The organism is Leifsonia sp. AK011 (genome assembly GCF_013410945.1).
Classification (GTDB): Bacteria; Actinomycetota; Actinomycetes; order Actinomycetales; family Microbacteriaceae; genus Rhodoglobus.
The window spans coordinates 2,269,694-2,284,053 of record NZ_JACCCH010000001.1 but is presented as its reverse complement, the minus strand read 5'-3'; the positions used below and the strand labels follow the sequence as shown (position 1 = coordinate 2,284,053).

Sequence of the window (14,360 nt, the reverse complement as noted above, 5' to 3'; positions counted from 1 at the left end):
GTTCTAGGAGATATAGAACAATAGGATGGAGTCATGCTCGTAGCCATCGATCCCGCATCGTCGGTTCCGCTCTTCGAGCAACTCGTGGCGAGTATCCGTGGGCAGATCATCTCGGGAGCGATCTCCGCGGGAGAACGGCTGCCCGCCGCCCGCGAACTCGCACAGTCGCTCGAGATCAACCTGCACACCGTGCTGCGGGCGTATCAGGTGCTTCGCGACGAGGAGTTCATCGAACTTCGCCGCGGCCGCGGCGCCGTCGTCACCGAGCGCACGAGGGACTACGCCCAGCTCATGAACGACATCGATCATCTCGTGGCCGACGCGCAGAGGCTCGATCTCTCGCCCGCCGCGCTCTCAGACCTCATCAGGAAGGCATGGACATGACCCGCGCCCAGCACATCCGGCTGCTCCTCGTCGGAGTGGCACTTCCAGCACTCATCGGACTCGCCGGCTCTGTCGTCACGCTCAGCCTGCTTCCCGTGCTGCCCGATCCCGTCGCGGTGCACTGGGGAACGTCGGGCGAACCCGACGGATTCGGGTCGCCCTGGATCCTCGTGGCACTCCCGCTCCTCTCGCTCGGCTACGCGGCATTCGCCTTCGCCGTCACGCGCACAGCACGCACCGAGGGGATCTCGTGGTCGCAGCGCGGGGTGCTGGCCACCGGTGCGTTCCTTGCCGTCGTGGTCACCGCAGCAGGGGCAGGTTCCGCCGTGCTGCAAGCGGGGCTCGCGGATGCCACGGCCGCGCCATCCGTGCTCCCGCTTCTCTCGACTGCGATCGTCGTCGGACTTCTGGCGACTGTAGGTGCCTGGTTCGCCCTGCCGCGCCACACCGCAACGGCCGCAGCAGACCCGTCGGCCCGGCCCGTACTCGACCTCGCGCCCACCGAACGCGCCGTGTGGACCCGGCGCGTCGAGCCCGGTCGAAGGGTGGTGGGACTCGTCATCGGGGGTATCGCCCTGGCGGCGACCGCGGGTGCAATCGTGGTGTGGGCGAGTGCGCCGCTCCTCAGCCTGGTCATCTGGGTCGGCATTCTCGCGCTCGTCATTGTCGCGGTCACGTCCACCATGTTCTGGACGATCCGGGTGGACGCCTCGGGAGTCGATGTTCGGTCAGCCCTGGGCGCGCCGCGCTTCCACTACCCGATCGAGAAGCTGGCCGGGGCCACGGTGACGGAGATCAACCCCACACGCGATTTCGGGGGCTGGGGCATCCGCGCCGGAGGTGGCAGGCGCACGGGCATCGTGGTGCGTGCCGGAGGGGCAATCGAGCTGCGGCGAGTCGATGACCGGTCGTTGGTGGTGACGGTCGATGACGCCGAGCAGGGGGCTGCTCTCGTCAATGCCCTCATCGCACGATCGGCCGGACGAATCCAGTAGAATTGCCGTACAGGCACCGATCCGGCCATCACCGGGGAGCCTTCGGAAGAACACCGGGCGAGTTTCGAGTCCGGCCAGTAGAACCGAACGGGTAAGCCCGTCACAGCGGTAGTTGAGCGGTCGTAGCATCACGCTGCGGCAAGCGGGGTGGTACCGCGGCCGAGAGGTCGTCCTCGTGCGAAGAACTTTGCACTAGAGGAGACCCATGGCCTACCCCCTCAACGGACCTGACGACGGCGTCGCGCCCTCGCCGCGCTTCCCCGAGATCGAACAGCGCATCCTCGATTTCTGGAAGAAGGATGGCACGTTCCAGGCATCCATCGACCAGCGCGAGGGCGCCCCGGAATGGGTCTTCTACGATGGCCCCCCGTTCGCCAATGGACTCCCGCACTACGGCCACCTCCTCACGGGGTATGCCAAGGACCTCTTCCCGCGGTTCCAGACCATGCGCGGCAAGCAGGTCCATCGTCGCTTCGGCTGGGACACGCACGGGCTCCCGGCCGAGCTCGAGGCGATGAAGCAGCTCGGCATCAACGAGAAGAGCCAGATCGAGGAGATGGGCATCGCGGCCTTCAACGCTGCCGCCCGCGAGTCCGTCCTGCGCTATACCGAGGAGTGGGAGACGTACGTCACCCGCCAGGCGCGCTGGGTCGACTTCGAGAACGACTACAAAACGCTCGACACCACGTTCATGGAGAGCGTCATCTGGGCGTTCAAGCAGCTGCACGACAAGGGCCTCGCCTACGAGGGTTTCCGCGTGCTTCCCTACTGCTGGCACGACGAGACGCCGCTCTCCAACCACGAGCTGCGCATGGACGACGACGTCTACAAGATGCGCCAGGACCAGGCTGTCACCGTCACGTTCCCGCTCGACGGCGCGAAGGCGGAGTCTCTGGGGCTCACGGGCGTCAACGCGCTCGCCTGGACGACCACCCCCTGGACGCTTCCGACCAACCTCGCGCTCGCGGTCGGGCCCGACATCACGTACTCCGTTGTCCCGAGCGGCCCGCTCGTCGACGGTGCGGCCGAGTACCTGCTCGCGAGCGACACCGTCGGCGCGTACGCCAAGGAGCTCGGTTACGAGTCAGCGGCTGATGCTCAGGCCGCGGCATCCCGCACGCTCAGCGGTCGCGATCTCGAGGGTGTGCGCTACGTCCGCCTCTGGGACTTCTACGCGGACACCGAGCAGTGGGGCACCGAGAATGCCTGGCAGATCCTCGTCGCCGACTACGTCGCGACGGGCGAGGGTACCGGCATCGTGCACCAGGCCCCGGCCTACGGTGAGGACGACCAGCTGGTGTGTGCCGCGGCTGGCATCCCCGTCATCCTCTCGGTCGACGACGGCGGGCGCTTCCTGCCGAACATCGCGGATGTCGCGGGTCTTCAGGTCTTCGAGGCCAACAAGCCGCTCACCCAGAAGCTGCGCGCCGAGGGTCGCCTGTTCCGCATGGCGAGCTACGAGCACTCGTACCCGCACTGCTGGCGCTGCCGCAACCCGCTCATCTACAAGGCGGTGTCGAGCTGGTTCGTGCGCGTGCCAGAGTTCCGCGACCGCATGGGTGAGCTCAACCAGGGGATCAACTGGGTTCCCGACAACGTCAAGGACGGCCAGTTCGGCAAGTGGGTGGGCAATGCCCGCGACTGGTCGATCAGCCGCAACCGCTACTGGGGCAGCCCGATCCCGGTGTGGAAGAGCGACAACCCCGAGTACCCGCGCGTCGACGTCTACGGCTCGCTGGCCGAGCTCGAGGCCGACTTCGGAACCCTGCCCCTGAACGCGGACGGCGAGCCCGACCTGCACCGCCCGTACATCGACGAGCTCACGCGCCCGAATCCCGACGACCCGACGGGCCAGTCGACGATGCGTCGCATCGAGGATGTGCTCGACGTGTGGTTCGACTCCGGATCGATGCCGTTCGCTCAGGTGCACTATCCGTTCGAGAACCAGGAGTTCTTCGAGGCGCACAACCCAGCCGACTTCATCGTCGAGTACATCGGCCAGACGCGCGGCTGGTTCTACGTCATGCATGTGCTCTCGACCGCCCTGTTCGACCGCCCGGCATTCAAGAACGTCATCAGCCACGGCATCGTGCTCGGCAGCGACGGCCAGAAGATGTCGAAGAGCCTCCGCAACTACCCGGACGTCTCCGAGGTCTTTGACCGCGACGGCGCCGACGCGATGCGCTGGTTCCTCATGTCGAGTTCGGTGATCCGCGGGGGAAACCTCGTGGTGACCGAGGAGGGCATCCGCGAGGGTGTCCGCCAGTTGCTGCTGCCGCTGTGGAGCACCTACTACTTCTTCACCCTCTACGCGAATGCCACGTCGGTCCCTGAGGCACTCGAAGGGCACGCGTCGGGATACACCGCCACCTGGCGCACCGACTCGACGAACCTTCTCGACCGCTACATCCTCGCAAAGACGCGCGAGCTCATCGAGGATGTCACGGCCGACCTCGAGGCCCTCGACAGCCCGCTCGCGGCCGAGAAGCTCCGCGACTTCGCCGACGTGCTCACCAACTGGTACGTCCGTCGCAGTCGCGAGCGTTTCTGGGAGGGTGCGGGAACCGAGGCATTCGACACCCTGTTCACGGTGCTCGAGACGGTCACGCGCGTGGCCGCGCCCCTCATCCCGCTCGTCGCCGAGGAGATGTGGCAGGGCCTGACGGGTGGTCGCAGCGTGCACCTCGAGGACTGGCCGGATGCCGCGCTGTTCCCCGCCGATCACGAACTCGTGGCAGGTATGGACTCGGTGCGCGAGGTCGCGTCCGCTGGCCTCTCGCTGCGCAAGGCTCGCGGCCTGCGGGTTCGTCTGCCCCTCGCCGGTCTCACGGTTGTGTCGGCGCGCGACTACCTCGCCGATGCCGAGTCCATCCTTCGGGACGAGCTCAACCTCAAGTCGGTGTCATTCGCCCCGCTCGAGGAGGGCTCGCTCGAGTCCTTCGGCATCACGCGCAAGGTGAGCGTCAACGCGAGGGCGCTCGGCCCGCGCATCGGCAAGGACGTGCAGCGTGTCATCCAGTCGGCCAAGGCCGGCGACTGGTCGACCGATGGCGACCGCGTCATCGTCGGCGGAACCGAGCTCTTCGAGGGTGAGTACGAGCTGACGCTGGATGCCGCGGACCCGGCGAGCGCCATCGCCTTCCTCGGCGACGGCGGCTTCGTCATCCTCGACACCGTAACGACGCCGGAACTCGAGGCTGAGGGTTTCGCGCGTGACATCATCCGCGTCATCCAGGACACCCGCAAGGCTGCAGGGCTCGACGTGAGCGACCGCATCGAGCTCACGATCCTGGGCGACAACCAGGGAGACATCGCCGCTCTTGCCACCCACGCCGAGACGATCGCGGGGGAGACCCTCGCGGTCGCGCACGCGTTCGAGCTCTCGGAGGATCCGGACGCGACACCCATGGCGAGTGCCCAACGCACGACCCTCGTTTCCGGCCAGTACTCGAATGCTGGTGTACTGGTGGTTGACGTCGTGAAGTCGGGAGCAGCCAATGTCTGACGAGAAGTCGGATCACTACGAGTACGAGGACTCCGAGTTCGCGGAGAACGCTGACCGCGCGTACCAGGAGCTGTTGGCCCGCGTGGGCGAGAGCGCACCGCAGCCGCGACTGGAGCCCACGCGCAGGGTGGTCGAGCTGCTCGGGGATCCGCAGCGCAGCTACCCGATCATCCACATCACCGGCACGAATGGCAAGACGTCCGTCGCGCGCATGATCGAGAGCATCCTGCGCGCCTACGGCCTGCGCACCGGACTCGCCACGAGCCCGCACCTGGAGCGCCCCAACGAGCGCATCTCCATCGACGGCGAGCCGATCTCCAACCGTGCGTTCGCGGAGAACTGGGCGGATGTTCGTCCCTACATCGATCTCGTCGATGCCGAGCTCCAACAATCGGGCGAGGAACCTCTGACCTACTTCGAGGCCTTCACGGTGCTGACGTTCGCGGCCTTCGCGGACGCGCCCGTGGATGTCGCGGTCGTCGAGGTCGGCATGGGCGGGGAGTGGGACTCCACCAACGTCGCCGACGGCCAGGTTGCCGTCTTCACGCCCATCTCCCTCGACCACACCCAGCGTCTCGGCTCCACGGTGCAGCAGATCGCCCGCACCAAGGCCGGCATCATCAAGCCCGTCGCAGCTGTCGTCTCCGCCGAGCAGGTTCCCGAGGCTCTCGCGGAACTCGAGCGCGCGGCCGATCTCACCGAATCGACGCTCAATGTCGAGGGCGCGGCCTTCGAGCTACTCGACTCGACCGTTGCGGTCGGCGGCCAGGTCATCTCGGTGCGCGGCCTCGCGGGTGAGTACAAGGACATCTTCCTTCCGCTCTACGGCACCCACCAGGGCCACAACGCGGCGCTGGCGATCGCAGCAGTCGAGTCCTTCCTCGGGCAGGGGAGCCAGGCGCTCGTGGGGGACGTTCTCACCGAGGGGCTCGCGACCGCGACCTCCCCGGGCCGCCTGCAGCTCGTGGGCAAGGAGCCGACGGTGCTCGTGGATGCCGCCCACAACCCGCACGGGGCTGCGGCGCTGGCCGATGCCATCCGTTCGTATTTCACCTTCGACGAGATCGCGGTCGTCGTCGGCGTGCTGGGGGACAAGGATGCCGCGGGCATCATCGAAGCCCTCGCTCCCGTGACCACGACCTTCCTGGCAACCCAGTCCAGCTCGGAGCGGGCCATACCCGCGACCGACCTTGCCGAGCTCATCGCCCGGGTGGCACCCGAGCATCCCCTCCAGACCTTCGAGAGCCTCGAGTTCGCCGTTCAGGATGCCCGTGTCTGGGCCGCGCAGGCGCCTCGCCGTGCCGTCCTCGTCACGGGGTCGATCACGCTCATCGGCGAGGTCATCGGGCTCTCGGCCGCCGAGGGGTGGAAGTGACAGCCGCGACATCCCCCGGACCGCGAGCCGGCCGCTCGCGTCGCCCGAGCACGGCGACGGAGTCGCTCCTCGCCGTGGCGCTGGGCCTGGAGGCCTGTCTCGTGTTCTTCGTGACCCTCACGGTCTACGGCCTGCGGGTGCTCGAGCCCGTCACCACGTTTGTCGGCGGTGGTGTTCTGCTCATCGCGCTCATCGTTGCCACACGGCTCGTGCGCTACCGCTGGGGTGTCATGATCGGCTGGGCACTCCAGGTCATCCTGATCGCGACCGGGTTCCTCGTGCCGCTCATGTTCGTGATCGGCGCCGGTTTCGCGGGCATCTGGATCTTCTGTTTTCTCAAGGGCCGCCAGCTCGACCGGGCCAAGGCGCAGTTCATCGCACAGCACACTCAACCAGGAGCATCATGACCGTCGAAGAAACTCTCGTCCTCATCAAGCCCGATGGCGTCGCCCGCAACCTGACCGGTGAGATCCTTCGCCGCATCGAGGCCAAGGGTTACCAACTCGTGGATGTCCGGATGCTCGAGCCCGAGCTCGATCTCCTCGCTGCTCACTACGAGGAGCACCAGGGCAAGCCCTTCTATGAGCCGCTCGTCGAGTTCATGCAGTCTGGACCGATCGTGGCGCTGCGCATCGCGGGCAACCGCGTGATCGAGGGCTTCCGGTCACTCGCCGGCACCACCGACCCGACGACCGCCGCGCCCGGCACGATCCGCGGCGACTTCGGTCGCGACTGGGGCCTCAAGGTCCAGCAGAACCTCGTTCACGGCTCCGACTCGCCCGAGTCCGCCGCGCGCGAGCTCGCGCTCTGGTTCAGCTAACCCCTCTACCCCTTCTCCTGAGTTGCCCAATTCGGCCAGTCGCCGCGCGACAACACTGGCCGAACTCGGCAACTCACGGGAGCGATCAGCGCGAGGTCAGCGGAGCATCAGGGCGATCTCGGTGAGGAAGTCCAGGCGTACCTGCGCGATGATCGCGATGATGAGGTACGTGGCGAGAGTGAACACCGCGGTCCAGCCGTAGAGTCTTGCGCCGATGGGCGCGAGCCGCGCGCCGAACACTCCGGCGCGCGCATTGCTCAGGGTGAGGGTCCAGAACATCAGGATCGTCACCGACCAGGTGAGCATGCACCACGGGCACAGGGTGCCGAGCGCGAAGATGCTCTGTGTCATGAGCCAGAGGCAGAAGCCGAAGGCGGCGGCGACGCCGACGTTGAAGGCGATCCAGAACCAGCGCGCGAAGGTGGCTCCGGCGAGCAGCCCAACCCCGACCGCGATGGGTGCGACGAAACCGGCGAGTCCGAGTACCGGGTTCGGGAAGCCGAGTATGGCTCCCTGCCACGACGCGAGATTCGCCCCGCACTGCACGAGCACGCTGAGGTTGCAGTCGAGGTCCGCCTCGGGATTCACGAGCACGGCGAACTTGTCGAGAGTGAGGGCGAAGGCTGCGTACCATCCGATCGCGCCGGTAATGATGAGGATGATCGCCAGGGAGAGTGGCCTGCGCTGCGGCACGACGTCAGTCATGTTCGGATTATTGCAGCCGCCACGCAGGGAATGCTGGGCACAAAGTCCTAATCCGAGCAAAGCATGCGATAATTTGGCGTAGTCAGCCGGGCCGCGCTCGCGCTGACGCCAAACAGCTTTGCCGGGCAGCAGCCGTTGCGGCGCAACCGGGCCAGGAATGTTGCACTTCTGAAGCGCAACGCAGGGCGGATAGCCAGTTCCGCGCAGTAGTGACACCAGTGTGGTGACAGCGCACGACGTACCGCGAGCCAAGGGCCCGGTACTGACCTGAAGAATTGGTAGCGGTTCGCCGAGGGGCGAATCAGCGCACGAGAGTACCCGCAGGGGCGCGGTCCCTGCTGGGCAAGGAGTACACCAGCGATGGTGAAAGACAACGACTCAGTCGAAACCAGTCCAACGAGCGCGCCCAGGAAGAGGCTCGGCCTCTTCGGTCGGCGAGCCGCGGCCCAGCCCACGAAGGCCGAGACGACGGCGCCGGAGCCCCAGGAACTGCCCGTTCCGCCCGCGCCGCCCGAACCCCAGGCCGTGCCCGAGATCCACACCGAGGCAGCCGTGCTCCCCGCGGAGACGGATGCCGCCCCCCGTGCATCCACGCCACGCCGACGCACCACGGCGAAGAGCGCGGCCGACCACGTGTCCGCCTCCGCATCGACCGGCGTTTCGGCACCGGACGAGACGCCCGCCGAGGAGCCCGCTCCCCGCAGGACCACGCGCACTCGCGCCAAGAAGCCGGTCGAGCCCGCCACTTCCGTGGAGGCCGACGGCACCGAGGAGACCACACCGGCCGCACAGCCGCTCGTTGCGCGGTCGACGACATCCCTCCTCTTCCAGGCCCCGGATCTTCCGCCGCTGCCGCCCCTCTCACCTCGTACGGACCAGGACGAGGACGGCGGCTCGGTTCGCCGCCGCTCGCGTCGCCGCAGTGGCGAGGCGGAGCGCGCGGGGGATGACGCCCCGGGCACGGTCGTGCGCGTGCGCCAGCCGCGTCCCCAGCCCGAGCCGATCACCGAGCCGCAGCGCGTCAAGGGATCCACTCGTCTCGAGGCGAAGAAGCAGCGTCGCCGCGACGGTCGTGACGCTGGACGCCGTCGTCCCGTCGTCACCGAGAGCGAGTTCCTCGCCCGCCGCGAGAGCGTCGACCGCCAGATGGTTGTCCGTTCCAAGCACGGTCGCATCCAGATTGCCGTCCTCGAGGACTCGGTGCTCGTCGAGCACTACGTCGCCAAGTCGCAGGAGGCGAGCCTCATCGGCAACGTCTACCTGGGTCGTGTCCAGAACGTGCTCCCCAGCATGGAAGCCGCGTTCGTCGACATCGGTCGCGGACGCAACGCCGTGTTGTACTCCGGCGAGGTGGACTGGGATGCCGCCGCCGCAGAGGGTGAGGGCAAGAATCAGGCCCGTCGCATCGAGCTGGCGCTCAAGCCGGGCGACCGAGTCCTCGTGCAGGTCACGAAGGACCCCGTCGGCCACAAGGGTGCACGCCTCACCTCGCAGGTGAGCCTGCCGGGCCGCTACCTCGTCTACGTCCCGAACGGCTCGATGTCCGGGATCAGCCGGAAGCTGCCCGACACCGAGCGTGCCCGCCTCAAGAAGATCCTCAAGGAGGTGCTCCCCGAGAACGTCGGCGTGATCGTTCGTACCGCCGCGGAGGGTGCCACCGAGGAACAGCTGACGCTCGACGTCCAGCGACTCACCAGCCAGTGGGCGGAGATCAGCCGTCTCGTGGAGACGCAGCAGGCTCCGGCATTGCTGCACTCCGAGCCGGACCTGCTCGTCAAGATCATCCGGGACGTCTTCAACGAGGACTTCCACAAGCTCGTCATCGAGGGCGACGATGCGCGCGAGACGATCGAGACCTACCTCAAGTCCGTTGCACCCGACCTGCTCGATCGCCTGTCGCGCTACGAGGGCAAGGGTGACTCGTTCGACGAGTTCCGTGTCACCGAGCAGATCGAGAAGGCTCTGGACCGCAAGGTCTGGCTGCCCTCCGGTGGATCGCTCGTCATCGACCGCACCGAGGCCATGACGGTCGTCGATGTCAACACCGGCAAGTTCGTCGGCTCTGGCGGAAACCTCGAGGAGACGGTCACGAAGAACAACCTCGAGGCAGCGGAGGAGATCGTCCGCCAGCTCCGGTTGCGCGACATCGGTGGCATCATCGTGGTCGACTTCATCGACATGGTGCTCGAGACCAACCGTGATCTCGTCCTGCGCCGCCTCGTCGAGTGTCTCAGCCGCGACCGCACCAAGCACCAGGTGGCCGAGGTCACCTCGCTCGGTCTCGTGCAGATGACCCGCAAGAAGCTGGGTCTCGGCCTGCTCGAGACGTTCAGCGAGCAGTGCGACGTGTGCGCCGGTCGCGGCATCATCGTGCATCACGACCCCGTGACCAAGCACCGTCCGCAGGTGCAGTCGCCGCAGCCCGAGCAGGGTGGCGGGCGCCGTCGCAATCGTGGTGGCGGCAACGGCGGAGCATCCGCTGCCCCCACGGTCAAGAACGGCGTCGGCTCGGTCGGCACCCACGCGATCACGGAGGACGTGCGCAACGCCCTCGCCCGCGTGGCCTCGGTCACGGTGAACCACGACGAGACCGCAGAGGGCCAGGCGGAGAACGCCGAGTCCACGGCCGCTGCGCCCCTGGAGTCCTCGGACACCCGAACGCAGAAGACGGATGCCACGGCTCCCGTTGAGGCGGAGGAGACCACCGTCGCCATCCTCGACATCCCCGTGGCGAAGAAAGCACGTCGCCCGCGCAAGGCGGCCGCGCCCGAAACCGAGCAGCTGCTCGAGACTGTGCTGGACAGCCTTCCGCAGGCCAAGAGCACGACGTCGAGCAGGGGTCGCGTCTCGCGTCGCGCTGGCAGCGCCGGACAGGTTGTGAGCGCACCCGCGTCGGAGGACTGACTCCGATTCGGGCGCCCTCGCCGCCCTTGTTACACTGAGCCGGATGGCAACCAGGACCGAACCGGGCAATAATCGTCGCGCTCAGACGCACGATTCCCATCACGATCATCACCACAAACATGATCACAGCCGCCCGAAGGTCACCCGCCGCCGCATCATCTGGCTGATCGTCGGAGTCGTGGGAATCGGGGCTCTGCTCGCCGTCCGACCCATCCTGAGTGGCGGGAGCGTCACGCTTCCGAACCAGGCGCAGGATCTGCTGACGCTCGCGATCAGCGTGGTCGTGGAGTCGCTTCCCTTCGTCATCCTCGGCATCGCGCTGTCCATCGTGGTGCAGGCGTGGCTGCCGAACGACCTCCTGCAGCGCTACCTGCCGAAGAACCCCGTCCTCCGCCGGTTCTTCATCTCGCTGTTCGGCATCGCCCTTCCCGTCTGCGAGTGCGGCAACGTTCCGCTCGCCCGCGGACTCATCACCCAGGGCTTCACGGTGTCCGAATCGATGACCTTCCTGATCGCGGCGCCGATCATCAACCCGGTCACGATCATCACAACGCATGCGGCCTTCGGTTTCGACGACGGCATTCTCGTCGCCCGTATCCTCGGCGGACTGGCCATAGCGAACATCGTGGGCTGGCTCTTCAGCCTCCACCGCAAGCCCCACGAACTGCTCACTCCCGCTTTCGCCGCGCAGTGCGAGCGCGGCGAGGAGGAGCACGGCACCCGCTGGGGCAAGAGCATCGACATCTTCGTGCGTGAGACGAGCGTCATCATGCCCGCGCTGTTCATCGGCGCGCTCGTCGCCGGTGCCGTCCAGGTGGCAGTACCGCGCGACGTTCTCGTTTCGCTCGGCAGCAACCCGCTGTGGTCAGTCCTCGCGATGATGGTCCTCGCGTTCGTGATTGCCGTGTGCTCGAGCGTCGACGCCTTCTTCATCCTTCCGTTCGCCAGCACATTCCTGCCCGGGTCGATCGTCACCTTCCTCGTGTTCGGGCCCATCATCGACATCAAGATGCTCGCGATCATGCGCACGACGTTCACGACCAAGACCCTCCTCCAACTGACCGTCATAGTGGGCCTTCTGTCCGCACTTCTCGGATTGGTAGTCAATGTCCTGGCATAACCTTCAGCGCTGGCGCGGGGTGGCACTCGTCGGAGTCGTCGTGGTCGCGACGCTGATCCTCGCCGCCAACAACCAGCTCGTGCTCTACATCCACCCGCGGTACATCGTCTTCACCGTGGTCATGATGGTCATCGCCGCGGTGCTCATCGTCGCGAGCATCCTTCTCGGTGGTCGAGGCGATGTCGAGGAGCCGCCGTCGAAGGCGGCCAAGGGTCTTGGCATCGTCGCCGTCATTCTCGCGAGCGCCGTGGCGGTCAGCATGGTGGTCCTGCCTCCCGCGACCCTGTCGAGCGCGACGGCCGACCAGCGGGAGATCAACAGCTCGGCGCTCGGCGGCTCCACGGCCAACGTCTCCGAGATCGCGGAGAGTTCGGATGCCACGTTCGAGGCGTTCGACGCCCTCGATTGGGCCTCACTGCTGCGCCAGACCACCGACCTCAAGGTCTACCAGGACAAGCCCGTCAACGTCATCGGCTTCGTCACGGCCGACCAGAGCGATCCGCAGAACGTGTTCTACGTGTCGAGGTTCATCGTGACGTGCTGCGCGGTCGACGCCCAGCCCATCGGCGTGCCCGTCTACCTCGAGGACTGGCCGTCGACTCTCGAGCTCGACGAATGGGTTCAGGTCACGGGCGAGTTCGATACCAACCGCAGTTCCTCGAGCACACAGCCCCTCGCCGTGATCCCCGACGAGATCCTCCCGACAGAGCAGCCCAGTGACCCCTACCTCTTCTAAGAACCGAAGCTCAGCGAAGAACAACCGTCCCCAGAACACGATCCAGGCGAGGTCGGCCAGCGCGCGGGCCGCACGGGAGCAGAAGGCCAGGGAATCGGGGGAGAAGCCACCACCCAACGTGTTCCGCAGGGCCTTCGTCAGTCTTGTCGTCGGCCTCGTGGGCCTCTCCGCGGTCTTCCTCCTCATCGGGAGCAGCCAAGGACCGAAGGTCTCCGATGCCCAGTTCGACTCCGCGTCGATCGTGCACCTTCCCGACCAGCAATTGAGGCTCTTCCTCAACCAGCCGGTTCAGGATGCCTCGACCGCGCGCGTCACGGTGGACCCCTCCGTGCCCGCCACAGCCTCGTCCAACCAGGAGGTCGTGTCGGTGCAGTTCGATGCGCCGCTGTTCTACGACACGGACTACACCGTGCGTGTTGATGACCTCCGCGGCCTGGGCGAGCGTGCGACGTCGTCGGTCGAGCATTCCTTCACGACTGCCTCGCCCGAGCTCATGTACCTCGATCGGGGCGAGAACGTCGATGAGATCGTGCGAACGGAGCTCTCGGGGAGCGCACGCGAGGTGGTGTACTCCGCGCCCAACATCATCTCGTTCGACGTGACGGGGCAAGCACTGGCCGTGGCAACGGCATCCGACGACGGTGCGAGCAGGCTGCAGCTCGTCAGCCTTGCTGACGGGGCCGTCGAGGAGATCAGGCTGCCCGAGCCTGGAGTGATATCCAACCTCGCGGCGGCGGATGTCGGCTCGGTCATCGCCTTCACCTTCACGCCTCTCGATCAGGTCGGCGACACGGCGACGGGTAGTCCCATCCTCGCCGTCGACCTCGAGCGCGGCAGGAACATCACTGCCGTCGGCGACCTGGGTGAAGGGCCCCTCCTCGTCACGGACTGGCTCTTCCTGCCCAATTCCCCGTCGTTGATCGCCCTCGGCGTCGAGGGTGGCGCCTTCATGCTCGAGACCACGCCAGAAGCGGTGCCGCTTCCCGTGGGCCGCTTCGTCACCATCCGCGCGATATCGCAGGACGGCACCACCATCGTCGGCGAGGATGCTGCGGGGATCATCGTCGTCGACATCGCCACCGGCGAGCAGACCCGTTTCGAGCCGTCGCCCGTCGATGGGACACCCGCGTACGTCGGCGAGATCGCAATCGACTGGAAGGGGCACATCGTCGAGAAGACGGCACTCCAGACCGAGAGTGGGGTCTTCACGATCGCGATGGCCGTTGACGACGGCTCAGAGGGGCGTTCGATCTACCAGCCGCCGAGCATCGGGGACAGCATCGACGCCTTCCACCTGTCACCCAACGGGCAGTACGTGGCCGTGGAATTGATTCCGGATGGCACGGCGGAGGCACTCGACGGCAACCCCACGAATCCGCGGCCCACCTCGACCACCACGGTGATCATCGAATCGGCGACGGGCGCGACATCCCGCAGCTTCGAGGGATTCAACCTCGTGTGGCTCCCGCCATCGTCAACGGTGTCTCCGGCGTCGGAGGGCTAGCGCCGGTCGCGCTGGGGCACCCGCAGGCCGCTGGCCTCGAGCCGGCGCACGAATTCGCGCACGCCCACCGGCTGCGCGCCGAGCGCCACGAGGTCGTTCCACGATCGCGCAGGCACGTCATAGTGGTCGCGGTCGAACCCGCGCTCGGGGATGCCCGCCCTCGCCGCGAACTCGTGCAACTCCTCCAGTGAGCTGTCGCTCACGATGTGAGCCCACACAGTGCCGTGCGCTGGCCAGATCGGCTGGTCGATGAGGATCACGGCTCGCCTCCGGAGATGTGGGTTCGCCCATGGTACCTATCGGAGCGCGCGA

12 protein-coding genes are annotated in these 14,360 nt (G+C 66.8%); 10 read left to right on the top strand and 2 right to left on the bottom strand.

Annotated features, from left to right (window positions below; genetic code table 11):
* Positions 1–33: 33 nt before the first annotated feature.
* From HDC94_RS11090 to ndk, 6 genes are all read left to right on the top strand, one after another.
* Positions 34–384 carry a GntR family transcriptional regulator gene (locus tag HDC94_RS11090; RefSeq protein WP_179497538.1) on the top strand — a complete coding sequence of 117 codons (351 nt, stop codon included), beginning with the start codon at positions 34–36 and terminating at the stop codon, positions 382–384.
* Positions 381–1,379, top strand: a complete 999-nt coding sequence (locus tag HDC94_RS11085) for a DUF1648 domain-containing protein (protein ID WP_179497535.1) — start codon at positions 381–383, stop codon at positions 1,377–1,379. The genes HDC94_RS11090 and HDC94_RS11085 overlap by 4 nt, the downstream gene beginning before the upstream one ends.
* Positions 1,380–1,584: 205 nt before the next feature.
* A complete protein-coding gene (ileS, locus tag HDC94_RS11080) occupies positions 1,585–4,884 on the top strand; it encodes an isoleucine--tRNA ligase (protein WP_179497532.1) in 3,300 nt (1,099 codons plus the stop codon).
* Entirely contained in the window at positions 4,877–6,259 is a 1,383-nt protein-coding gene (locus HDC94_RS11075) for a folylpolyglutamate synthase/dihydrofolate synthase family protein (RefSeq protein WP_179497531.1), read from the top strand. Before ileS ends, HDC94_RS11075 begins: the two co-directional genes overlap by 8 nt.
* Positions 6,256–6,666, top strand: a complete 411-nt coding sequence (locus HDC94_RS14635; protein ID WP_179497529.1) for a DUF4233 domain-containing protein — start codon at positions 6,256–6,258, stop codon at positions 6,664–6,666. The genes HDC94_RS11075 and HDC94_RS14635 overlap by 4 nt, the downstream gene beginning before the upstream one ends.
* Positions 6,663–7,079 (top strand): nucleoside-diphosphate kinase, encoded by a 417-nt coding sequence (gene ndk / locus HDC94_RS11065; protein WP_179497527.1) that lies wholly within the window; start codon positions 6,663–6,665, stop codon positions 7,077–7,079. Before HDC94_RS14635 ends, ndk begins: the two co-directional genes overlap by 4 nt.
* A gap of 96 nt (positions 7,080–7,175) precedes the next feature.
* Here the strand turns inward: ndk and HDC94_RS11060 are convergent, their stop codons facing one another.
* A complete protein-coding gene (locus HDC94_RS11060) occupies positions 7,176–7,784 on the bottom strand; it encodes a vitamin K epoxide reductase family protein (protein WP_179497525.1) in 609 nt (202 codons plus the stop codon).
* Positions 7,785–8,144: 360 nt separating this feature from the next.
* Here HDC94_RS11060 and HDC94_RS11055 point away from each other — a divergent pair, with 360 nt between their 5' ends.
* From HDC94_RS11055 to HDC94_RS11040, 4 genes are read left to right on the top strand one after another with little or no spacing between them, the layout of a single operon-like run.
* Positions 8,145–10,688 (top strand): Rne/Rng family ribonuclease, encoded by a 2,544-nt coding sequence (locus HDC94_RS11055; RefSeq protein WP_179497524.1) that lies wholly within the window; start codon positions 8,145–8,147, stop codon positions 10,686–10,688.
* A 43-nt stretch (positions 10,689–10,731) separates the two neighbouring features.
* Positions 10,732–11,808: a permease gene (locus HDC94_RS11050; RefSeq protein WP_179497522.1), complete on the top strand. Its 1,077-nt coding sequence runs from the start codon at positions 10,732–10,734 to the stop codon at positions 11,806–11,808.
* Positions 11,795–12,544 (top strand): TIGR03943 family protein, encoded by a 750-nt coding sequence (locus tag HDC94_RS11045; RefSeq protein ID WP_179497520.1) that lies wholly within the window; start codon positions 11,795–11,797, stop codon positions 12,542–12,544. The genes HDC94_RS11050 and HDC94_RS11045 overlap by 14 nt, the downstream gene beginning before the upstream one ends.
* Positions 12,525–14,048 (top strand): hypothetical protein, encoded by a 1,524-nt coding sequence (locus HDC94_RS11040; protein WP_179497518.1) that lies wholly within the window; start codon positions 12,525–12,527, stop codon positions 14,046–14,048. The genes HDC94_RS11045 and HDC94_RS11040 overlap by 20 nt, the downstream gene beginning before the upstream one ends.
* On the opposite strand, the gene HDC94_RS11035 is transcribed toward HDC94_RS11040, so the two are convergent.
* A complete protein-coding gene (locus HDC94_RS11035; RefSeq protein WP_179497516.1) occupies positions 14,045–14,308 on the bottom strand; it encodes a DUF4031 domain-containing protein in 264 nt (87 codons plus the stop codon). The two genes, HDC94_RS11040 and HDC94_RS11035, sit on opposite strands and share 4 nt — an antisense overlap.
* Positions 14,309–14,360 lie beyond the last annotated feature (52 nt).

Excerpts from the sequence above, each read along its gene's own strand:
- ileS (WP_179497532.1), top strand. The coding sequence starts at position 1,585 with ATGGCCTACCCCCTCAACGGACCTGACGACGGCGTCGCGCCCTCGCCG.
- HDC94_RS11075 (WP_179497531.1), top strand. The coding sequence starts at position 4,877 with ATGTCTGACGAGAAGTCGGATCACTACGAGTACGAGGACTCCGAGTTC.
- HDC94_RS11050 (WP_179497522.1), top strand. The coding sequence starts at position 10,732 with ATGGCAACCAGGACCGAACCGGGCAATAATCGTCGCGCTCAGACGCAC.
- ndk (WP_179497527.1), top strand. The coding sequence starts at position 6,663 with ATGACCGTCGAAGAAACTCTCGTCCTCATCAAGCCCGATGGCGTCGCC.
- HDC94_RS11085 (WP_179497535.1), top strand. The coding sequence starts at position 381 with ATGACCCGCGCCCAGCACATCCGGCTGCTCCTCGTCGGAGTGGCACTT.
- HDC94_RS11055 (WP_179497524.1), top strand. The coding sequence starts at position 8,145 with ATGGTGAAAGACAACGACTCAGTCGAAACCAGTCCAACGAGCGCGCCC.
- HDC94_RS11045 (WP_179497520.1), top strand. The coding sequence starts at position 11,795 with ATGTCCTGGCATAACCTTCAGCGCTGGCGCGGGGTGGCACTCGTCGGA.
- HDC94_RS11090 (WP_179497538.1), top strand. The coding sequence starts at position 34 with ATGCTCGTAGCCATCGATCCCGCATCGTCGGTTCCGCTCTTCGAGCAA.
- HDC94_RS11060 (WP_179497525.1), bottom strand. The coding sequence starts at position 7,784 with ATGACTGACGTCGTGCCGCAGCGCAGGCCACTCTCCCTGGCGATCATC.